Source organism: Photobacterium obscurum (assembly GCF_026191635.1).
In the GTDB taxonomy this organism is placed as follows: domain Bacteria; phylum Pseudomonadota; class Gammaproteobacteria; order Enterobacterales; family Vibrionaceae; genus Photobacterium; species Photobacterium obscurum.
In genome coordinates, this window is the sequence record NZ_JAKRRW010000012.1 from 47,373 (window position 1) to 68,053 (window position 20,681).

The following is a 20,681-nucleotide window of genomic DNA, read 5'->3' on the forward strand; positions in this document are numbered from 1 at the left end:
AACTAGCAATTAGTGCATGTATAAACCGCCATTCACAGACAGTGTTTCGCCTGTAATATAAGCCGCTGCGTCACTTGCAAGAAAAGTTACCGCCGCAGCCACTTCACCTGGTGCAGCAAGACGCTTCATTGGAATTTCAGCTTTAATAGAGTCGAGTACTTCCGGCTTAATTGCTTGAACCATTGGTGTACCTGTATAACCAGGGGCAATCGCATTGACTGTAACACCAGAACGAGCACCTTCTGCAGCTAACGCCTTGGTAAAACCAATCATCCCTGCTTTTGCTGCAGAGTAATTAGCCTGACCAAACTGACCTTTCAAACCATTTACTGAAGAGATATTAATAATGCGGGCATTTCCGTGCTCACACATAGAAGAAAATAGTGGGTGCGTTACGTTATATAGGCTATTTAAATTTGTTGTAATAACCTCATTCCATTGCTCCGCAGTCATACGCTTAAAAGTGGTATCACGGGTGATACCAGCATTATTGACCAGCACGTCAATGTTACCTTCCTCCTTCAATAATGTTGCGAGCGACTCTTCACAGTGCGCTGTATCTGTAACATCTAAAGGATATAGCCTAACCTGATCTTCTGAATAATTATGCTCTTTAAACCACTCTTTCGCGTTAGCTTCCCCATTAGGAAAGTATGTCGCGATGACTCTATAACCCGCTTCAACCAAAGCGTTTGTTATTGAAGAACCAATACCACCTTTCGCACCAGTTACTAATGCTTTTTTACTCATTACAGAAGACTCCATTCCATCACAAATGATGACATAACACCTTGAAACAAAAGCCAAAACAAGCTTATTGACATTCAAGACCACTAACCAACCAATACTATTAATTCAGTTTTATTCTCAAAGTTTCTTGCATCGTAACGGTCTAAAACTACATTTCCGTGACCTTCGTGTTGCATAAATATTATAAGAGCATACGCACATAGTAATATCAACACACTGCATCAATGGTCGTACCAATATTCCTGCATAGAATCACATTTAACCGATGTAACAACCAAAACGACAAATGTTATTGTTATATTGCATATTTACTGCAGGAATAATGCCAACTAGAAAGTTCAACCTAATTTATATATGCAATACGGAATGTATGGTGTGGGAACTTAAGAAAAGAAGAATTTTTGCATTGTACATCTGCATATTTGCACAACTTTAAAGTAGCTCTTTTCTTGAGGGGAAATGAGTAAGACATTGAGCTTGGTTATTAATCAAAGCAATAATAGAGTAATTTTTGATTATCATTACTTTTTATGAATCGAACGATTTGATAGTAACAAATAGTAAAAAAGCCAAGTTCAATGAACATGGCTTTTAATTATCGATAAATTTTACTTCATCACTTATTATCAAGCATTCCTTGAGTCACCACAAAGTCGATAATTTTAGACAGCCCTTTTCCTTCTTTTAAATTAGTAAACACATAGGGCTTATTTGGTCGCATTCGTTTGGTATCTTGATCCATAACTTTCAATGAAGCGCCTACGTAGGGGGCGAGGTCAATCTTATTGATCACTAACAAATCGGATCGCGTAATGCCAGGCCCCCCCTTCCGTGGGATCTTTTCGCCTTCAGCTACATCAATTACGTAAATGGTTAAATCAGCCAATTCGGGACTAAATGTCGCGCTCAGATTGTCTCCGCCGCTTTCGATAAATACAACATCTAAGTTCTTGTGCCTTTCCGCCAGCTCCTCAACGGCCGCCAAATTCATTGATGCATCTTCGCGAATCGCTGTATGTGGACATCCCCCTGTTTCAACACCAATAATACGATCAGCATCAAGAGCTTCAGCCCGAGTCAGGATCTTTGCGTCTTCCTGAGTATAAATATCATTGGTGACAACAGCGATGTTGTATTGATCGCGAATAGTTTTACAAAGCACTTCCAACAGTGCCGTTTTCCCTGATCCCACTGGGCCACCGACACCTATTCGTAACGGAGATTTATATTCAGTCATGTCTCTATCCTTATGAGCGATATAGTCTTGTATACTGACTTTCATGCCGGCTACTCGCTAATACCTGTGCCGGGGTAAAGCTACCAATTTCATGATCCTTAACAGCTTTCGAGGCCGCCAAAGCGACGGGCAGTTGTTCTGATAGCGACAGGAGTATTTGCTGTCCAGCCGTTTGTCCCAACGGAATTAGCTTCACCCCTGCCATTGTTGCATTCTCAAGCCAGCTCCATAGATAACCCGCGCATAACGCTTCATCCTCTATGTCCCAGTAATTTGCCGCCAACGCAAAACCCGCAAGCTGGTTGGCTTCAACATTTCGGATCATTGCGGGGCTAAATTGGTCGTCCAATTGCTTTAACAGCCTGGCTGTCGCCTTGCCACGTTGTCGTTCTTCCAACCGTAGTTCCTTTGTCTCACGGTTTGCATACAGCCATTTATTCCAGTGGGTTAAAGCAACTACATCCTGCATGCCAATAGCCTGATACTGCCGTTGCAATATCGGCAGCTCCAGCGTCACCAAACTATGGTAAAGCACATCCGCTAACCAATTTTGCAAACTGGCTTGGTCAGTTACCCACCCCCTCTCGACCGCCCACTCAAGCCCTTGTGAATAGGTAAATGCTCCAATCGGTAATGACGGACTCATTAACTGGTACAAGCGAAAATCCGCCAACAAACTCTTGGTATTACCCCTCTCATTGCTATCCATGACCATCACCGTAACAATCAACTTGCAATGACAAGCAATACACCACTGATCGCCAACAATGCACTTTGCCATTTAGGATTCACCATGCGGCCTAATTGGTAACCAGCAGTAATCAGTAAGCTGGCACCAACTAGCATCCCAGGGGCAAAGCCTATTAGGCTATCGACCGGCGCTTCAAGGCCATGCGCCCAACCGTGGAACATTACCATTGCCACTGCTGCGACAGCCATTCCTTTGGCTAGCTGACCGGCTTTAGAGCTCTGAAGCTGATATATCGCCACGGCCGCCACAAACACCGAGGCTAAAATCATTGCCTCGATTCCTATTGAAAATCCAGTTAACGCACCACAACCCAAACCGAGCAACAGACTGAGCAAAGCGACAAACATCAGACTAAGTTGTTGAGAACGCGGTTTAATCTGTCCGGCTATAAAGCCAACACCAATAAGCATCACTAAATGATCAAATCCGGTCAGGGGATGAGCTATACCTGATAAAAAGAAAGTAAGCAGACCGGTGTCAAAGTGGGCACCACCGCTGTGTGCCAAGGCCGCCCCCGATACAAAGACTGTAAAGAACGCGATAAGTCGACCGGTGACTGCCGCCGATGCGAAGCAAGTGAGTAACTGTTTGGCCATACTGTTTTCCCTTAATATGTTGTGACAGAGCATCATGCTCCGGCGTATCGATTAATGACTATGATGAGAGCTTGAATGTGGGTGATTATGTGAATGGCTAAGTGGGAGTTCATCCGAATGACCATGAGAGTGGCCTCCACTGGTACCGCCATACGCACCAGCCTCTGGTTCGAAAGGGGCCATTTCCGAGGTTACCTCGGCACCCAGTCCCTTCACCATGTCATCGAGAACGTGATCATGCTGATAGCGTACCCACCCGGGTTCTACCTGTAGGGGAACATGGCGGTTGCCAAGGTGGTAGCAAACCCGGGCCAACAAATGTGGATCTTCGCAATATATAGTCGATACGCTCTCATCAGCAGCCAGTACTTGCACCAATACCCCAAGCTCGCTTTGCAGTACATCACCACCACGCAGGATCTTTCCTCTTGGCAAGAACAACCCGGCATCTCGCCCATCATCCAGCTTGACCTTAAGCCGGCTTTTTATTCGTGAATCAATTGGCAGACTGAGAGTTGTATCCGGCTTCAATGCCCTTGCCTCTTGTGTCGGTTTTAGCTCTGCAGATATCGCTTCAACTGATACAACCTGTGTTAATACAATCATTAACGTTCCCCTAAAATAAGAAATATCGTTGCGCCATTGGTAACACCTCAGCAGGCTCGCAAATCAGCAACTCGCCGTCCGCTCTCACTTGGTAGGTCTGTGAGTCAACTTCAATATTTGGCTGCCAATCATTCAGTACCATATCGGCTTTACGAATATCCCGACAACCTTTTGCGACACCTATCAAGCTCTGCAGGCCAAGCTGTTCGGCAACACCTGCAGTCTTCGACTGACTTGATACAAAAAGCATTGATGTGTTTTGACTGGCCTTACCATAACTGCCGAACATCGACCGATAATGCACAGGCTGAGGAGTTGGGATCGAGGCGTTGGGATCGCCCATTGGCGCAGCAGCGATCATGCCTCCTTTGACTATTGTGCTTGGTTTAACCCCAAAAAAAGCCGGCTTCCAAAGCACAAGATCAGCAAGTTTGCCGACTTCCACCGAGCCAACTTCGTGACCGATACCATGGGTGATGGCTGGATTGATCGTATATTTGGCAACGTACCGTTTCAGTCGATAGTTGTCGCTATAGCTGGAGTCTTGAGGCAAGCTACCGCGCTGTACTTTCATTTTATGTGCGGTTTGCCAGGTACGAGTGATCACCTCTCCAACCCGTCCCATCGCCTGAGAATCCGAGGCAATCATCGAAAATGCTCCCAAGTCGTGAAGAATATCTTCCGCAGCGATAGTCTCGCGGCGGATCCGGGACTCGGCAAACGCTACATCTTCGGCTATAGATGGCGACAGGTGATGGCACACCATCAGCATATCCAGATGCTCATCGACAGTATTAACCGTATAGGGACGTGTGGGGTTGGTAGAAGACGGCAACACGTTTGACTCACCACAGGCACGGATAATATCCGGCGCATGACCGCCGCCCGCCCCCTCAGTATGGTAAGTGTGGATCACCCGCTCTCCTATTGCTGCCAGCGTTGATTCCACAAAACCAGATTCATTTAGGGTATCGGTGTGAATTGCGACCTGTACGTCCGTGTCCTCGGCAACCGTCATGCAGTTATCAATCGAAGCAGGTGTGGTTCCCCAGTCTTCGTGCAGCTTCAAGCCAATTGCTCCGGCTTCTACTTGCTCATACAGGGCTTCCGGAAGACTGGTATTGCCTTTACCCAGCAAACCAAAGTTCATCGGAAAGGTGTCAAGTGACTCCAGCATACGGTGGATATTCCATGGCCCCGGAGTACAGGTGGTCGCATTGGTACCGGTCGCGGGACCAGTACCGCCACCCAACATAGTCGTGATCCCCGAACACAGTGCCTCCTCTATTTGCTGCGGACAGATAAAGTGAATGTGTGAATCAATGCCACCGGCAGTAAGAATTGCCCCTTCTCCAGCCAGAATTTCAGTACCGGGACCAATCACAATATTCACACCGGTTTGCACATCGGGATTTCCCGCTTTGCCTATGGCACTAATCCGACCATCCTTTATAGCAACATCGGCCTTTACGATTCCCCAGTAATCGAGGATAACCGCATTGGTGATGACTAAATCAGGTGTAAACTCTGATGGCAACTGGCTTTGTCCCATACCATCGCGTATCACCTTGCCGCCGCCGAATTTCACTTCATCGCCGTAGCTGGTATAGTCCTTTTCAACTTCCAGCCATAACTCAGTATCCGCCAGGCGTAACCTGTCTCCGGTTGTTGGGCCGAACATTTCTCCGTAGGCCTGTCTCGATATCGTTGCCATTTAACTCTCCGCTACCCTGCTATCATGATCGTCATGAGGCGGTAATGGCGGTTCCACAGCCCCCATTACTTTCCCTTGGAAACCATAAATCGTTTTAGTGCCACCAAAACTCACCAACTCCACCGTACGGCTTTGCCCCGGCTCAAACCTGATGGCGGTTCCTGCCGCTATGTTTAGCCGATAACCGAGGGTGATATCACGCTCAAACTCCAAGGCCTGATTGGCTTCGAAGAAGTGGTAATGTGATCCGATCTGAATAGGGCGATCGCCATGATTGGCGACAGATACCGATACCACAGGCATGCCTACATTAATCTCAATCTCTCCGCTTCCGCACTGTAATTCGCCAGGAACCAAAGGCGTCACTGTCGCTGGATTTATTTCAGACATCATTCACCTCACACAATCGGATCATGGACAGTGACCAGTTTGGTACCATCAGGAAACGTTGCCTCCACCTGAACGTCATGGAGCATTGAAGGTACACCCTCCATGACATCTTCTGCCGTCAAAATGGTTCGACCAAAATCCATCAACTCGGCAACGGTTCGCCCTTCTCTCGCGCCTTCCATAATGGCGGCACTGATCAAGGCTACCGATTCAGGGTAATTCAGCTTCAAGCCCTTATCTCGCCGTCGCTCAGCAAGCAAAGCCGCGGTGAAAATTAACAGTTTGTCCTTTTCTCTGGGTGTTAATTCCATCTATATCCTCCAGCGATTGCTCCTAATGTTGGGCTTAGGTTGCCCATATCCTCGGCGGATTCGGTGTCCTACCCGACCAATGCTTTCTGACCGAAAGCCACACTTGGGAAAACAGTGCCATAATCGGCTCAGTACCATTTCCCATTGCTCGAACTACGAAGACTTTATTCTCATCATTGATATCACCGATTTCCGATATACCTGCCACGACGTTGTTTTCTAATAAGTATTCCTGATAATCACAAAGCAAGGTCTGTACCATATTGAGCAATGGCTCACTGGAATCAGTCACTATCATGGTGGCAAGCATTGAATAGTCCCGCAGGCCTGCATTTTGCTGGTGTTGATCCCCCCCCTGAACATTCAATTGCTCGGCAAGGAGCAGCTCATTGCCAATACGTAGCTGGGTGCAACCGATAACACTGCCTTTATTGAAGCCCTCTTTTAGTGCAGGTCGACCAAAACAGTGCATCTCCCAGCCAATAAAACGCCCGCCCGGCTCAACATTGATCTCAGTATCCATTCGGACTCTGGCCTCAGGAAAGTAGATATTTTCCTGAGGAAGCCACTCCAGCGCAGCTCCATTTTCTACCGAGAGTTGCTGTTTCTGATAAGCAAACTTACCTGTCGTACGATAAAACTTGGTTGCCCCCGGGGTCGTAATTAACGCATTGGCACTACTTTCGCAGCGAGCCATAATCAGCAGTTTGTCGCCACCGACAACCCCGCCCGGCGGATGAAGCAGATAGGTATGGCAGATATCCCCTTCAGGATATAGCGGGCGTTGAACTGCCAACGGGCCAAGCTGCTTTCTATGCTTGAGTATGGTTTTCGATAAGGTAGAGGATGAGTTAGAAAAACCCAGTTCCAGCTGCGCCCGCCAACCCTGATCGTTTTCCAACTCACCTGCGGTGGGCTTTGGAGTTACCGCCGTTATCCCGTCTAACGGAAAAATAGTGCGGCTCGTTAAGGGGGATCTTTTATGCATCATGGTCATACGGTCAAATACTCCCTAATCAACTGCTCACTCAACTGCTCCATGTCACCATTAGCGACGACGCGCCCCCGATCAAGCAGGCAGAAGTTATCTCCCACTTTGCGGGCAAATGGAAGCTTCTGCTCAACCAGCAATACGGTCAGTCCGAGTTCACGGTTTAGCTTGCGAATAATGTCACCGATTTCCTGCACAATATTGGGCTGGATCCCTTCTGTCGGCTCATCAAGGATCAGTAAGGTAGGATTAACAACCAACGCTCGGGCAATCGCCAACTGCTGCTGTTGGCCACCAGAAAGATCCCCTCCCCGTCGATGTAACATCTGTCGAAGTACGGGGAATAGATCATAGATATACTCGGGAATAATTCGATCCCCCTTGCTACGGATAGGTAGGCCAATTTGGAGGTTTTCTTCTACGGTGAGCAGCGAAAATATTTGCCGTCCCTGTGGCACATAGCCGATTCCATGACGGGGACGACTTTCAGCAGGAAGCAAACTGATATCTCTGCCTTTAAGGACTATCTCGCCGCTGTCGATAGGCAACAGTCCCATGACACATTGCAACAACGTGGTTTTTCCGACGCCATTTCGTCCCATTAGCACGGTACATTGGCCTTCAGGGATCGTGAGTTCCAAATCCCATAACGTATGACTCTCGCCATAAAATTGGTTCAGCCCTTTGATTTCTAGCATCGCTACTCTCCCAAATAGACTTCTTTAACCCGCGCATCGGACTGGATCTCGTTCATTGATCCCTCTGCCAACAAGTGGCCCTGATGTAAGACGGACACCGTACTCGCAATGGAACGTACAAAATCCATATCATGTTCAACCACGACAACAGAATGATCTCCTGCCAGTGATGTTAAAAGTTCAGCAGTGCGATCCATCTCCTGATGGGTCATACCAGCAACGGGCTCATCCACCAGCAGCAACTTTGGTTTTTGCATTAACAACATGCCTATTTCCAACCACTGCTTCTGACCATGCGACAAGTTACCGGCAGACAATCCAGCATGTGACTGAAGGCCGATTAGTTCGAGAACCCGCTGCATTTCACCCTGCTGCTCTCCACTCAGTTTGGCGCGGAAAACGCCCCACACACTGCGCTCCCCCGCCATAGCTAGTTCTAGGTTGTCCCACACCGACAGGCACTCAAATACCGTTGGCTTTTGAAACTTACGCCCCACACCGGCATTGGCAATTTCGGCTTCGTCCATCTTGAGCAGGTTGATATTGGAACCTAACCAGACCTGGCCCTCATCAGGCTGAGTTTTACCCGTAATAATGTCCATCATGGTAGTTTTACCCGCACCGTTGGGGCCGATGATGCAGCGTAGCTCGCCTTCTTTTACGTACAAATTGAGATCATCAATGGCCTTAAAGCCGTCAAATGACTTAGTCACCCCTTCGAGATACAGCAATATATTGTGCCGGGTATCAAGCAACGGATGGTGCTGGGGCTTAAGGAAATCAAAAACCTGATCACGGCGGACAAAGCTTTGTATCGCCTTTCGGAACCGACTCGGAACCAGAGTCTGCTTTTCATTGTTAAGCCGCTCTTGTGGCGATAGATCTCGCGGCGATAGCTTTTGTGGTGAAAGCTGCTGCGGAATCGTGGTCATAATGCCGCCTCCTTCTGAGATGCTTTAGGGGGTAAATTCTGAGGCGTCGGAGCTTTGTTTCGAATAAAGAACTGTCGTGAGGAAAGAAATCCCGTAACCCCTTTGGGGAGAAACAAGGTTGCCAACACAAACAGGCTGCCCAGTGCGAATAACCACACTTCCGGAAACTCAATGGTGAACCAGCTTTTGGCATAATTAATCAGCAGCGCACCGACAATAGCCCCAAACAGCGTTGCTCGGCCCCCAAGAGCAACCCACACGACTATTTCGATGGAGTTGAGCGGCGCGAACTCGCCAGGGTTGATAATGCCGACCTGGGGAACATAAAGCGCCCCGGCAATACCTGCCAACACCGCTGACAAAATAAAAATCCACAACTTGAATCGGTCGACGTTATAACCGATAAAACGCACCCGCGATTCAGCATCTCGCGTCGCAATGGCTATCTTGCCCAACCGACTGGAAATAACAGCTCGACAGACTAAATACCCCAAGACAAGCGCCCCTACCGAGGCTATAAATAATATGATTCGAGTACTGTCCGATTGCAGGCTAAAGCCCAGAATATCTTTGAAATCAGTAAGGCCGTTATTGCCCCCGAACCCCATTTCATTACGGAAGAATGCGAGCATCAGCGCAAAGGTCAGCGCCTGTGTCATGATTGACAGATAGACTCCTGACACCCGTGAGCGAAAGGCCAGATACCCGAATCCCCAGGCCAACACGCCCGGTACTAGCACCACCATCAAACAGGCAAACCAGAACATATCAAAGCCATGCCAAAACCACGGCAGCTCTTTCCAGTTAAGGAAAACCATGAAATCAGGTAAAACCGGATCACCATAAACGCCACGATCGCCAATCTGTCGCATCAGGTACATTCCCATGGCATAACCGCCGAGGGCAAAAAAGGCACCATGACCTAAGCTCAGAATACCTAGGTATCCCCAGACCAAATCGACCGCCAGAGCCAACAGGGCGTAGGTAAGATATTTACCCAGCAAGGTTATCGTGTAGGTTTCAACATGAAAGAAATGCCCCTGTGGTACCAAGATATTAAGCGCTGGAATAGCAAAGCCCATCATCAACAACAAAGTCAGCAGCAACTGACCGCCACGGTCACCCTTTAGTAGTGTTTTAAGCATGTGCTACCCCTCCACAGCCCGGCCGCGCTGCGGGAACAATCCGCGAGGACGCTTTTGAATAAACAATATAATGAAAATAAGCACCAGAATTTTGGCCAGCACCGCGCCCGCCCAGGGCTCTAGAATCTTGTTAAATACGCCGAGGCTGAGACCGGCGACTAAAGTCCCCCACAAGTTGCCAACACCGCCGAACACCACAACCATGAAAGAATCAATAATGTAGCTCTGCCCCATATTCGGACCAACATTGGTAAGCTGAGACAGTGCAACACCAGCGACACCGGCGACGCCCGAGCCTAACCCAAAGGTCATCGCATCGACCCACTCAGAACGCACTCCCATTGCACGGGCCATTGCACGGTTTTGCGATACCGCCCGAACCTGTAACCCTAGTGGTGTTTTCCTGATGACAAACACCAAGGCGGCAAACACGAACAAACAAAAAAAGATGATATAGAGGCGGTTGTAGGTCAGGGAAAGCATTGGATTAATTTCAAGCATGCCACTCATCCAGTCCGGCGTGGCGACGGAACGGTTAAGCGGAGAAAAGATACTACGTACTGCCTGCTGCAAGATCAGGCTAATACCAAATGTCGCCAGTAGGGTTTCCAGTGGCCTGCCATACAGGAACCGGATCACGCCACGTTCAATAGCAACTCCAACCAACCCTGAAACAATAAATGCCGCCGGGATCGAGAGAACCAGTGACAAACCAATATTATTTGGCAACAGTTGCTGCATTACATAGGTGGTATAGGCACCGAGCATGATCAGCTCACCATGAGCCATGTTGATCACCCCCATCACCCCAAAGGTGATCGCCAGGCCGATGCCGGCAAGTACCAACACCGATCCAAGGCTTAAGCCAAAATAAAGGGTTTCCGCAACATCATAAAAGCGTTGGCTTTGCTGGTAGGCATTAATGGTCCTTTCAAGCTGTAAGATTAATACAGCGTCACCGTCTTCTTTGGCCATTTCCAAGTCCAAAGCCTGACTCAAAGCACGAAATGCGGCCGGCTCTAAGGAGCCGCTTAACTGTTCAATCGCAGCTTGTCGGACTTCCTCATCTGGAGCCTGAATATTTGCAATCGCGAGTGCCAAGGCCACTACGTTTTTAACCTCAGCAGACGTTTCTGTTTGGTATGTTTTATTCAGTAAGGCCTGAACACTATGGTCTGTATTACCGACTAGCCCCTTTGCAGCCTGTAGTCGAAGCGATTCACTTTCAGCTTCCAAATCCAACTGGGCAATACCCAAACGAATGGCTGTTCTCAATCGGTTATTCAGGCCTACCTTTTTGTAATTCCGCTTGCTTTCAATCATCGTAACGTCATTGCTCTCAACAGACTGTGCTGGTTGACCAGCTGCGAGCTCCGAAATTAGATACAAGCGCTTAGTCTGCCGCTGATAGAACACCTGTCCATCAAGTAAACCTGTTAGAATCTGCCGAGTATAGGGGGGCCGAGATTCAATCAGCCACTCAATAGCCTGTTGTTTATTGTTGAAGTTACGTTGTGACAAATGTCTTTCAACATCTGCAAATGTACTAATTGTGCCAGTGTCGGCATACGAGGAAGCAGCAGGAAATATCAGCAGAACCAACCCTAACCAGGCTGCCAGAATTGATTTTAGTAATTGCGCCACCTTCTTCGGTGCACGCCACCAATTTCTGTTCATGTGGGTACTCATCTATAAAATCAGTTCAACACATCCCTGCACTTGCCATTTCGGCAAGTGCAGGAGTGATTAGCGAAGTTTTACTGATTTGAACCAGCACACTTGCCGGTTACAACATTGAAGCTGCCGCATTCAAGCGGCTTCAACCAGCTGGCATAGAGATCTTTCGAACCGGGAAGGAAATTTGACCAGGCATCGCCGGCAACCACACCGTGAGTCTCCCATACCACCTCAAACTGGCCGTCATCTTGAATTTCACCGAGCAAGACTGGCTTGGTAATGTGGTGGTTTGGCATCATTGTCGCGTAGCCACCAGAAAGATTAGGTACGGTAATGCCGATTATTGCCTCTTGTATTGCATTAGAATCAGTAGAACCGGCTTTCTCGGCGGCCTCTACCCACATATTGAAGCCGATATAGCTCGCTTCCATCGGATCGTTAGATACACGCTTGTCGTCCTTGATGAACTTCTGCCACTTCTCGACAAATTCCGAGTTTTCATCGGTATCGACGCTCATGAAATAGTTCCAGGCCGCAAGGTGACCAACCAGTGGCGAGGTGTCCATTCCCGAGAGCTCTTCTTCACCAACCGAGAAGGCAACCACAGGAATATCTTCGGCAGATACCCCTTGTGCACCCAGCTCTTTATAGAACGGAACGTTGGCATCACCGTTGATTGTCGAAACAACGGCCGTTTTCTTACCTTGAGCACCAAACTTTTTAATATTAGAAACGATGGATTGCCAATCAGAGTGGCCAAAAGGGGTGTAGTTGATCATGATGTCGCTCTTGGCAACACCCTTGGATATCAGATATGCCTCAAGAATTTTGTTGGTGGTACGAGGGTAAACGTAGTCCGTCCCCGCTAAAACCCAGCGTTTAACGTCCAACTCATTCATCAGGTAATCAACAGCAGGAATTGCCTGCTGGTTAGGTGCTGCGCCAGTATAAAAAACGTTTTTAGATGACTCTTCGCCTTCATACTGAACCGGATAAAACAGCAAGCTATTTAACTCCTCGAATACGGGTAGCATTGACTTGCGAGAAACTGACGTCCAACCGCCAAACACAACATCAACTTTCTCTTTTTCGATCAGTTCACGGGCTTTCTCAGCAAATAACGGCCAGTTTGATGCCGGATCGACAACAACCGCCTCTAGCTTTTTACCCAATACCCCGCCTTTCCGGTTCTGCTCCTCGACCAGCATCAGAATGGTGTCTTTCAATGTCGTTTCACTGATGGCCATCGTGCCCGACAGCGAATGCAGCACCCCAACTTTAATCGTGTCCTGCGCAGCCACTGCGTTAAATGACAAAACCAGTGATACCGCAGCTCCGGCAAATGTACCTTTAAACATCTTGGTTGACATATTGAATAGCTCCTTGTGAATAATCATTCAAACTAGAGCAAGCATCAAGCCAAGATGTAAGCCACCTCTCACTTTTATATTAACTACTAAAAATCAACAATTTAAGTGATCACTAATTCATAGGCGACTATAAGTGATACATTTTAGTGCAGGTTAAGCACTGTATATTGGTGCATTGAACATTCGCTCATGCACCATCTTGGTACCTTTATCCCCAAACGAGCACCTTTATAGTGGGTTAGGTACAGCGCCAGTTAAACCAAGCAATCAAGGAGTTTATCGGGTTAGTGATGCTTAATGCTAACCCTATGAATACGCTATAATTCACATCTATACTCAAGCTAACTAAAGACACAGCATTCAAATTGAGCCTGGGTATAGCTCACTGAAGGCATAGACCTTTATGTCGGTTGTACAATGAATAACCAAACAGCCGAGAAATGTGAACTAATACACTTTTTATTAGTCAGACAATGCATCATTTTTGTTTGACTCTCTGTTTTTAAAGGACATTATCTTTCTATGTTAACGTCGACTTTCCAACGCCTTAAAACTTACCTGGACAGCCAGGTAATTGGTCAGCCTGATCTTGTTAAACAACTATTGATTGCACTGCTTGCCGATGGTCATATTTTGGTCGAAGGGCCGCCGGGACTAGCCAAGACCCGTGCCGTTAAAGTCTTGTCTGACTGCATTGAAGGCAGCTTCCACCGCATTCAGTTCACCCCAGATCTGCTTCCGGCCGATTTGACCGGTACTGATATATTCCGCCCTGAAACAGGTGAATTCACGTTTCAGCCGGGGCCGATATTCAATGCCCTGGTACTTGCCGATGAAATCAACCGTGCCCCGGCCAAAGTACAGGCAGCAATGCTTGAGGCAATGGCAGAAAAACAAATTACTGCTGGCCGTGAAACCTACTCACTGCCTGAGTTATTTCTGGTAATGGCAACTCAGAACCCAATCGAACAAGAAGGTACCTATCCTCTTCCAGAAGCTCAGTTGGACCGCTTCCTGCTACAACTCAACGTAGATTATCCTGATGCTGACAGCGAGTTAGAAATACTTCGCCTCAACCGTGGGGAAGCATTAGGGCTGGATAAAGCTGAACCCGTACAAATTAGCCAAAAGGAAATTTTCTCGGCTCGTCAGGAAGTGTTGAATATTCATATGGCTGAAGAAGTTGAGCACTATATTATTCGCCTCACCATGGCTACCCGCCAGCCTGAGCGCTACAGTGATCAGCTGGCCGGCTGGTTGCAGCTTGGCGTCAGCCCACGAGCAACACTCGCTTTGGACCGCTGTGCCCGTGCCCATGCCTGGCTAAATGGTCGTGACTTTGTCACTCCCGAGGATGTACAGCAGATGGCCTACCCGGTACTGCGACACCGCTTGTTAACGAGCTATGAAGCACAGGCAGAAGGCATTGCCGCAGATACCATTGTCAGCCAGCTGATTGCACAGGTAGCCTGCGCATGACCGAGACATCCATGACACCAGTACTTCCGTCACACAGTGACGGGGTTAACCTGTGTCTGGCTGAATTGCTGCAGTACAAGAACCAATCTGTACGTTGGCTACCACCCGCACAGAGCGTGTGGTCGCAACTCAATGGGCAGCATATGAGCCGGAAAAAAGGACGTGGGATGAATTTTTCCGAAGTTCGTCCCTATCAGGCTGGCGATGACATTCGGACCATCGACTGGCGGGTGACCGCAAGGACAGGAAAAACCCATACCAAGCTATTCACCGAAGAGCGCGAACAACCGGTGATGCTGCTGATTGACCTTAGCACTAGCATGAAGTTTGGCTCGCAGTTGTTGCTTAAATCGGTTCAGGCCGCCCATTTTGCCAGCCTGCTCAGCTGGTTGGCCGTCAGCGAGCATGACCGCATTGGCGCAATCATCTATACCGGCAACAAGCTGGTTGAATGTAAACCAACAGCTCGGCGTCAAGGCCCCTTGCAGGTTATCAATGCACTAATCGACGCCCATCAAGATAGTCCAGAGGCTCAAGACTCACTGGCTTTCTCTGCCGCCTTGAAGCATTTGCACCATTTATGTCCCAAAGGCAGTGAAATTGTGATAATTAGCGATTTCTATCAGCTAAAGGAAACAGACAAACAGCGCTTAAGCCAGTTGCGCCAGCATAACCGGATCCAGTTTGTTCGGGTACATGATCCGCTCGAACAAGGACAAACCTCGTTCAACGGCACGGAGCATGTCTCAGATAGTAACCAGTCTACCTGGCTCGACTTCTCTGCGAAGAAAACTCGTGAGAAGCTGAACATGCAGTATGTTAGCCATCAGCAATTCGTTCACGATATGACATTGAGCCTTGCCATTCCACTTCATCAAATATCAGCCGCGCTGCCACTGATGCAGCAACTCGGCAAGCAGGAGAAGCGTCATGGCTGATCCCATCTCTGCTAATAATATGGCAGCTTCGCTACCGCTTGCTGACGTTCACCTTCCTCCAGCTCCCGGTTTCTGGCCGCTAGCATGGGGATGGTGGCTGTGTATCTTAATCGCCTTAGCGGGTTTATTTTTTTTGATATTCAAACTCAAACAGCACCTGCAGCAACAGGAAGCACGCAAAGAAGCACTGCTTCATTTGAAAAAAATGAACAACCCTTCGCAATTTAATGAGATCAACTTGCTGCTTCGCCAAACTGCCATGACGTATTATCCCCGCGAACAGGTTGCCGGCCTTACCGGCCAGCACTGGCTCGCTTTTCTAGATAGTCAGCTTAAAGAACAGCACCGGGGCTTTATCGCTCTTTCAGATAACTGGCAGCAAGGGCTGTTCTCGCCACAAGGGCTAGAGCAACTTGCGTTTAGCAACTGCTATCAGCAAGCCGAGCGATGGTTAAAAAAAGCGCACTTTCCCGCAAGAGGAACCTTCAAACCAGCCAGTCAGGAGGTGAGCAATGTTTGAATTCACCTGGCATTGGGCATGGTTGCTGCTCCCGCTTCCCTGGTTTGTATATCGCTTCTCTAAACCGGCCGTCCAATCGGCAGCAATACGCCTTCCCAAGCTCCCAGAAGGGATCGGGCAACAGCAGCCTGATACCCGCTGGCGTAAAGCAATTATGGCTGTGGCATGGCTCTGTCTGCTAGGCGCCCTGTCGCGTCCGGTTTGGTATGGCGATCCCATAGAAATCAATCCTGAACACCGAGACATGCTATTGGCCGTCGATCTTTCTGGATCCATGTCGATCGAAGACATGGTGACCTCAAACGGGCAAAGTATTGATCGCCTTACAGCGGTCAAGCAGGTATTGAATGACTTTATCGGTAATCGTCAAGGAGACAGGGTTGGTCTGGTCTTGTTCGCCAATCACGCCTACCTACAAACACCGCTAACATTCGACCGCAACACAGTTCAGGAACAACTCGACAGAACCGTACTCGGCCTTATCGGCCAGAGTACCGCCATTGGTGAAGGGCTAGGTATCGCCACCAAGACCTTTATCGACAGTGAGGCCCCGCAACGGGTGATCATTCTGCTCAGTGATGGAGCCAACACCGCCGGAGTTATCGATCCGGTAGAGGCGGCTGAATTGGCAGCAAGAAGCAATGTCACTATCTATACCGTCGGTGTCGGTGCCGAAGAAATGGAGCAACGCACATTTTTCTCAACCCGTACTGTTAATCCCTCTCAGGATCTGGATGAAAGAATGCTGACCAAAATTGCCGACATGACTGGAGGTCAGTATTTCCGGGCCCGGAATCCGCAAGAGCTGGAAAACATCTATCAGTTAATCGATCAAATGGAACCTATCAACACCGCGCAGCAGACCTGGCGGCCGCGTCAGGAACTATTCCGCTATCCACTCGCTCTCTCCCTGCTTTTTTCTGTCGTTATTGTACTGATGAGGAAGCGTCATGGTTGAATTTACGTTTCTTCACCCCTATTGGCTGCTAGCACTGCTACCTCTTGGCCTGCTGCTACCATGGCTTAAAGGCAAGCAGCAACAAAGCGGGCTTATTGCTCCGCACCTTGCAGAAAAACTCGGCCTAAGTCGACAACAAGCCAACTCCGCCTTCATCCCCTTACTAGGTTGTGGCTGGTTATTGGCCGTTATCGCTCTCGCCGGCCCCAGTTGGCAAAAGTCAGTGCTACCGGCCTATAGCATCACAGGCGCCCGGGTACTAGTTATGGATATGTCGCGTTCTATGTATGCCACCGATATCGCGCCAAACCGGCTTACCCAGGCTCGCTACAAGGCACTGGATATGCTACCTGGCTGGAAAGAAGGCAGCACAGGGCTAGTCACCTATGCAGCTGATGGCTATGTCGTTAGTCCGTTAACTCAGGACAGCAGTACACTGGCTAACCTGATCCCTCACCTGTCTCCCGAAATAATGCCAATTCAAGGCAGTAATGCTGCAGCAGGTATTCAAGAGGCTATCAATCTGCTGAAGCAAGCCGGCCACCCGCAGGGAGATATCATTCTGATCACTGACGGATTAGATGATTCAGAGGCCACACAAGCGAGCGACTTGTTAAAAGCGACCGAGTACCGAGTGTCCATCCTTGCAGTCGGCACCCGACAAGGTGCACCAGTGCAAATGCCCGATGGCAGGCTGCTAACCAATAGCGTGGGAAAAACCGTGGTCGCCAAGGTTGATCTTGATACCCTGCTTCCTTTGGTCAAACAAACAGGGGGACAGTTACAGCTTTCACAACCAACCAACCGTGATGTTGATAACCTTGTTGCTGCGACGGCAAAACCACGTGAAGATGCCAATAAAGAGAAGGAAAAAGAATTAGAAGAACGGATCAATAACGGCTTCTGGCTGCTGTTTCCTTTGGTAATCTTGTCTCTGTTTGGCTTTCGTCGTGGTGTTGTCATTGCAGCTATGCTGGTGTTGATGCCCGTTGATAATGCCTTTGCCTCTCCGTGGGTGAATCAGGATCAACTGGGATACGATACCTTTCAGCAAAAAAACTATGAGCCTGCCGCTGAGCAGTTCGCATCGCCGCAATGGAAAGGTATTGCCCAGTATAAAGCCGGCAACTTCGAGCAGGCCATTGAAACGCTGCAACCACTCAATGATCTGACATCTCGGTATAACCTCGGGAATGCCTACGCGCGTTCTGGAGAGTTTGAAAAGGCAATTGAACGCTATCAGTCCGTCCTTGCTGACAATCCCGATCATGCTGATGCTCAAAAGAATCTAGAGATTGTGCAGCAGGCTCTTGAACAGCAGCAACAGCAACAGCAGTCTGATGAGAACAAGGACTCAGGCCAGGATCAATCTTCTGACTCATCTCAAGATGACAAGCAGTCTCAAAGCGATCAGCAGAATCAGCAGAATCAGCAGAATCAGCAGAATCAGCAGAATCAGCAGAATCAGCAGAAAAATGCCGACGAAAGCAATGACTCGCAACAGTCTAATAATTCGGATGAGGCTGACAACCAGCAATCTGCAGAAGAAAAGAATCAGGCAGAGCAGCAATCCTCATCAGGGCAAAATCAGGCTCAAGCGCCAACGGATGAACAAGAATCAGTGCAGCAGGCAAAAGCTACCGAACAGGAAGGCAAGCTTGATGATTCGTCCGAGGAAAATACACAAGCTGTAGCCGCTAGCGAAGAGTTAGCTAACTCGCTATCAGCGAGTGATCCTGTATTGAAAAAATTAGAGCAGGTGCCGGATGACACCAGCGCATTGATCCGCGCCCAACTGTTACTACAGGCCCGTCAGAAACAGGCGCCAGAAGCAACAGCGAACTCATGGTAAGGCTTTAAATGGATATGACAAACAACAATCACATACCTCGTTTTAATGCGAAATACAGCGGAGCACAAGGCTTCTGGGGAAGCTTAGTCGGTCTTTCGATCATGATCCTAGCAATGTTGCCTTCTGTAGCGACAGCTGCACAGGCGGTGGCGACTGTCTCAAAAAATATTGTCGCCGTTAATGAAGTGTTCCAGCTAACTATTACCGTTGATGACAACGTCAATAGCAATGCACTGGATTTATCTCCTCTTGAGAAAGACTTCAGCTATGGCCGTCCAAGTATTAGCAGTGGAACCTCAATGATCAACGGCGTCGTCAGCCGAAATACCGAGTGGAAAATCGCGTTGGCAACTAAAGCCGTTGGTGATTTTACCATTCCAAGCTTCAGAATTGGTGCCACGACCACCGAGCCCATCGTCATCAGCTCATTAAAGAGCAGTAACGCTAATGGTCAGGCGCAATCCAAACCGGAGATTAAACTCAGCTACGACATCGACAAAACGCAACTTTATATCGGTGAAAGTATTCACTACACCGTACGTATAAGTATTGGTGAGCAAATGAGCCAGGCGTCATTAGTCGCGCCATCTGGTGACGGGCTAGAAGTAAAGCAAATTGGAGAGGATCGCCAAGCTGAAACCGTACTGAACGGGCGCCGCTACATCATCATTACCCGTGACTATCAAATCACCGCCAACAAAGCCGGGACGATTCAACTGCACGGAGCAGAATTCAAGGGCAGTGTTGTTAAAGGTAGCCGAGGGTTTGGATCCACCCTTCGCATTCCGGTAGCAGAGCAAACAGAAAGCCTCAACCTTGAAGTCAAAGGGAAGCCTGCAAGCTATCAGGGACTTTGGCTTCCAACCCAAGATTTGCAGTTAGAGCAGCAATGGCAACCTGAAGGCCAGGAGATCCGAGTCGGAGAGCCCCTGACTCGAGCAATTACTCTCCGAATAAAAAATGCTGAACAAAGTAGCCTGCCAAATCTGACCCTGAAGTACCCGGATCAGGTGAGGGTCTATGATGAGAAGCCGGTCTATAGTAGTGCTAACGGCTATACCATAATGACAATCAAACAGGTTATTCTACCACGCAGTGAAGGTGAGCTTTCTCTTCCGCCGCTGTCTATCAACTGGTGGAATACGGCTACCAGCCAGCAGGAAACAAGCAAGATTGACGGGCTGAAACTCAATGTACTTCCTGGTGACAGTACTAATAGTCCAAATATTCCATTGGTATCAACACCCAATTTAGCTTCAGATACACCGGTAATCCCTACGGCTACTGAAGTTAAAGTTGTTTCTGATGCCGGATGGTGGCCATGGCTGGCCGCCCTCTTTGCTGCGCTGTGGTTATTGACGCTATTTTTACTACTGCGCCTATGGCTCAAACTTAGAACCTTGCAACAGGCTCCAATTATCCCTCCTGCCGGAAGCAGAGCAGTAAACGTTGCACCGCTTACAGGTATGGAGCTAGCAGCAAAAAACAGACAACCTATCCAGGTTCAAGCCTACTACCAGCGATGGATAAAAGAGAGCCCAAATCACTCTCTACAGGCCGAGTTGCATCAAGAAATTGGGAGAATGATGGCCGCCTACTTTAGCAAGCACCCTGAACAATGGGACAACAAAGCATTAGTAAAACTTATCCGCTCCATTAGCCAGGCTGGGGCTAATATTGACAAACAAAAGTCGAAATCAGCCTCGCTAGCCCCACTGGTGCCTGAATAACCTGCCAACCTATTCATATAGCAAATCCTTTAGAAA

At 48.5% G+C, this 20,681-nt stretch carries 20 protein-coding genes; 6 read left to right on the plus strand and 14 right to left on the minus strand.

Annotation, left to right across the window (positions count from 1 at the left end; all coding sequences use genetic code 11):
• Window positions 1-9 precede the first annotated feature (9 nt).
• The 14 genes from MD588_RS15375 to urtA form a co-directional block, all read right to left on the minus strand.
• Window positions 10-750: an SDR family oxidoreductase gene (locus tag MD588_RS15375; protein WP_265698287.1), complete on the minus strand. Its 741-nt coding sequence runs from the start codon at window positions 748-750 to the stop codon at window positions 10-12.
• A 616-nt stretch (window positions 751-1,366) separates the two neighbouring features.
• Complete coding sequence (ureG, locus tag MD588_RS15380; protein WP_265698289.1) at window positions 1,367-1,987, minus strand: urease accessory protein UreG; 621 nt, start codon at window positions 1,985-1,987, stop codon at window positions 1,367-1,369.
• Between the two features lie 10 nt (window positions 1,988-1,997).
• Window positions 1,998-2,663, minus strand: a complete 666-nt coding sequence (locus MD588_RS15385) for an urease accessory protein UreF (RefSeq protein ID WP_265698401.1) — start codon at window positions 2,661-2,663, stop codon at window positions 1,998-2,000.
• A 50-nt stretch (window positions 2,664-2,713) separates the two neighbouring features.
• On the minus strand, window positions 2,714-3,334 hold the full coding sequence (locus MD588_RS15390) for a HupE/UreJ family protein (RefSeq protein WP_265698291.1): 621 nt from the start codon (window positions 3,332-3,334) through the stop codon (window positions 2,714-2,716).
• 51 nt (window positions 3,335-3,385) lie between these two features.
• On the minus strand, window positions 3,386-3,940 hold the full coding sequence (gene ureE, locus MD588_RS15395; RefSeq protein ID WP_265698292.1) for an urease accessory protein UreE: 555 nt from the start codon (window positions 3,938-3,940) through the stop codon (window positions 3,386-3,388).
• A 10-nt stretch (window positions 3,941-3,950) separates the two neighbouring features.
• The gene (gene ureC, locus MD588_RS15400; protein WP_265698293.1) at window positions 3,951-5,654 is read right to left on the minus strand and encodes an urease subunit alpha; all 1,704 of its coding nucleotides are present in this window, start codon (window positions 5,652-5,654) and stop codon (window positions 3,951-3,953) included.
• Window positions 5,655-6,044, minus strand: a complete 390-nt coding sequence (locus tag MD588_RS15405; RefSeq protein ID WP_265698294.1) for an urease subunit beta — start codon at window positions 6,042-6,044, stop codon at window positions 5,655-5,657.
• A gap of 8 nt (window positions 6,045-6,052) precedes the next feature.
• On the minus strand, window positions 6,053-6,355 hold the full coding sequence (gene ureA / locus MD588_RS15410) for an urease subunit gamma (protein WP_265698295.1): 303 nt from the start codon (window positions 6,353-6,355) through the stop codon (window positions 6,053-6,055).
• Between the two features lie 34 nt (window positions 6,356-6,389).
• Complete coding sequence (locus tag MD588_RS15415; RefSeq protein ID WP_265698297.1) at window positions 6,390-7,352, minus strand: urease accessory protein UreD; 963 nt, start codon at window positions 7,350-7,352, stop codon at window positions 6,390-6,392.
• Entirely contained in the window at window positions 7,349-8,044 is a 696-nt protein-coding gene (gene urtE, locus MD588_RS15420; RefSeq protein ID WP_265698298.1) for an urea ABC transporter ATP-binding subunit UrtE, read from the minus strand. The genes MD588_RS15415 and urtE overlap by 4 nt, the downstream gene beginning before the upstream one ends.
• 2 nt (window positions 8,045-8,046) lie before the next feature.
• Window positions 8,047-8,976 carry an urea ABC transporter ATP-binding protein UrtD gene (gene urtD, locus MD588_RS15425; protein ID WP_265698299.1) on the minus strand — a complete coding sequence of 310 codons (930 nt, stop codon included), beginning with the start codon at window positions 8,974-8,976 and terminating at the stop codon, window positions 8,047-8,049.
• Window positions 8,973-10,121 (minus strand): urea ABC transporter permease subunit UrtC, encoded by a 1,149-nt coding sequence (urtC, locus tag MD588_RS15430; protein WP_265698300.1) that lies wholly within the window; start codon window positions 10,119-10,121, stop codon window positions 8,973-8,975. Before urtC ends, urtD begins: the two co-directional genes overlap by 4 nt.
• Before the next feature lie 3 nt (window positions 10,122-10,124).
• A complete protein-coding gene (gene urtB, locus MD588_RS15435) occupies window positions 10,125-11,798 on the minus strand; it encodes an urea ABC transporter permease subunit UrtB (RefSeq protein ID WP_265698301.1) in 1,674 nt (557 codons plus the stop codon).
• An 80-nt stretch (window positions 11,799-11,878) separates the two neighbouring features.
• Window positions 11,879-13,168 (minus strand): urea ABC transporter substrate-binding protein, encoded by a 1,290-nt coding sequence (gene urtA, locus MD588_RS15440; protein WP_407676578.1) that lies wholly within the window; start codon window positions 13,166-13,168, stop codon window positions 11,879-11,881.
• Between the two features lie 522 nt (window positions 13,169-13,690).
• On the opposite strand from urtA, the gene MD588_RS15445 reads away from it, so the two are divergent.
• From MD588_RS15445 to MD588_RS15470, 6 genes are read left to right on the plus strand one after another with little or no spacing between them, the layout of a single operon-like run.
• Complete coding sequence (locus MD588_RS15445; protein ID WP_265698302.1) at window positions 13,691-14,647, plus strand: AAA family ATPase; 957 nt, start codon at window positions 13,691-13,693, stop codon at window positions 14,645-14,647.
• A complete protein-coding gene (locus MD588_RS15450) occupies window positions 14,644-15,585 on the plus strand; it encodes a DUF58 domain-containing protein (RefSeq protein WP_265698303.1) in 942 nt (313 codons plus the stop codon). Before MD588_RS15445 ends, MD588_RS15450 begins: the two co-directional genes overlap by 4 nt.
• Window positions 15,578-16,105: a DUF4381 domain-containing protein gene (locus MD588_RS15455; RefSeq protein WP_265698304.1), complete on the plus strand. Its 528-nt coding sequence runs from the start codon at window positions 15,578-15,580 to the stop codon at window positions 16,103-16,105. Before MD588_RS15450 ends, MD588_RS15455 begins: the two co-directional genes overlap by 8 nt.
• A complete protein-coding gene (locus tag MD588_RS15460; protein WP_265698305.1) occupies window positions 16,098-17,063 on the plus strand; it encodes a vWA domain-containing protein in 966 nt (321 codons plus the stop codon). The genes MD588_RS15455 and MD588_RS15460 overlap by 8 nt, the downstream gene beginning before the upstream one ends.
• Window positions 17,056-18,915, plus strand: coding sequence for a vWA domain-containing protein (locus MD588_RS15465; protein WP_265698306.1), 1,860 nt, complete (start codon window positions 17,056-17,058; stop codon window positions 18,913-18,915). The genes MD588_RS15460 and MD588_RS15465 overlap by 8 nt, the downstream gene beginning before the upstream one ends.
• Before the next feature lie 8 nt (window positions 18,916-18,923).
• Window positions 18,924-20,645, plus strand: coding sequence for a BatD family protein (locus tag MD588_RS15470; RefSeq protein WP_265698308.1), 1,722 nt, complete (start codon window positions 18,924-18,926; stop codon window positions 20,643-20,645).
• Window positions 20,646-20,681: the final 36 nt, after the last annotated feature.

Coding starts and splice junctions, on each gene's coding strand:
- ureA (WP_265698295.1), bottom strand. CDS start 6,355: ATGGAATTAACACCCAGAGAAAAGGACAAACTGTTAATTTTCACCGCG.
- MD588_RS15470 (WP_265698308.1), top strand. CDS start 18,924: ATGGATATGACAAACAACAATCACATACCTCGTTTTAATGCGAAATAC.
- urtC (WP_265698300.1), bottom strand. CDS start 10,121: ATGCTTAAAACACTACTAAAGGGTGACCGTGGCGGTCAGTTGCTGCTG.
- urtB (WP_265698301.1), bottom strand. CDS start 11,798: ATGAACAGAAATTGGTGGCGTGCACCGAAGAAGGTGGCGCAATTACTA.
- ureG (WP_265698289.1), bottom strand. CDS start 1,987: ATGACTGAATATAAATCTCCGTTACGAATAGGTGTCGGTGGCCCAGTG.
- MD588_RS15445 (WP_265698302.1), top strand. CDS start 13,691: ATGTTAACGTCGACTTTCCAACGCCTTAAAACTTACCTGGACAGCCAG.
- MD588_RS15390 (WP_265698291.1), bottom strand. CDS start 3,334: ATGGCCAAACAGTTACTCACTTGCTTCGCATCGGCGGCAGTCACCGGT.
- MD588_RS15455 (WP_265698304.1), top strand. CDS start 15,578: ATGGCTGATCCCATCTCTGCTAATAATATGGCAGCTTCGCTACCGCTT.
- urtE (WP_265698298.1), bottom strand. CDS start 8,044: ATGCTAGAAATCAAAGGGCTGAACCAATTTTATGGCGAGAGTCATACG.
- MD588_RS15415 (WP_265698297.1), bottom strand. CDS start 7,352: ATGACCATGATGCATAAAAGATCCCCCTTAACGAGCCGCACTATTTTT.
- MD588_RS15460 (WP_265698305.1), top strand. CDS start 16,098: ATGTTTGAATTCACCTGGCATTGGGCATGGTTGCTGCTCCCGCTTCCC.
- MD588_RS15450 (WP_265698303.1), top strand. CDS start 14,644: ATGACCGAGACATCCATGACACCAGTACTTCCGTCACACAGTGACGGG.
- MD588_RS15375 (WP_265698287.1), bottom strand. CDS start 750: ATGAGTAAAAAAGCATTAGTAACTGGTGCGAAAGGTGGTATTGGTTCT.
- urtD (WP_265698299.1), bottom strand. CDS start 8,976: ATGACCACGATTCCGCAGCAGCTTTCACCACAAAAGCTATCGCCGCGA.
- MD588_RS15465 (WP_265698306.1), top strand. CDS start 17,056: ATGGTTGAATTTACGTTTCTTCACCCCTATTGGCTGCTAGCACTGCTA.
- ureC (WP_265698293.1), bottom strand. CDS start 5,654: ATGGCAACGATATCGAGACAGGCCTACGGAGAAATGTTCGGCCCAACA.
- MD588_RS15405 (WP_265698294.1), bottom strand. CDS start 6,044: ATGTCTGAAATAAATCCAGCGACAGTGACGCCTTTGGTTCCTGGCGAA.
- ureE (WP_265698292.1), bottom strand. CDS start 3,940: ATGATTGTATTAACACAGGTTGTATCAGTTGAAGCGATATCTGCAGAG.
- urtA (WP_407676578.1), bottom strand. CDS start 13,168: ATGTCAACCAAGATGTTTAAAGGTACATTTGCCGGAGCTGCGGTATCA.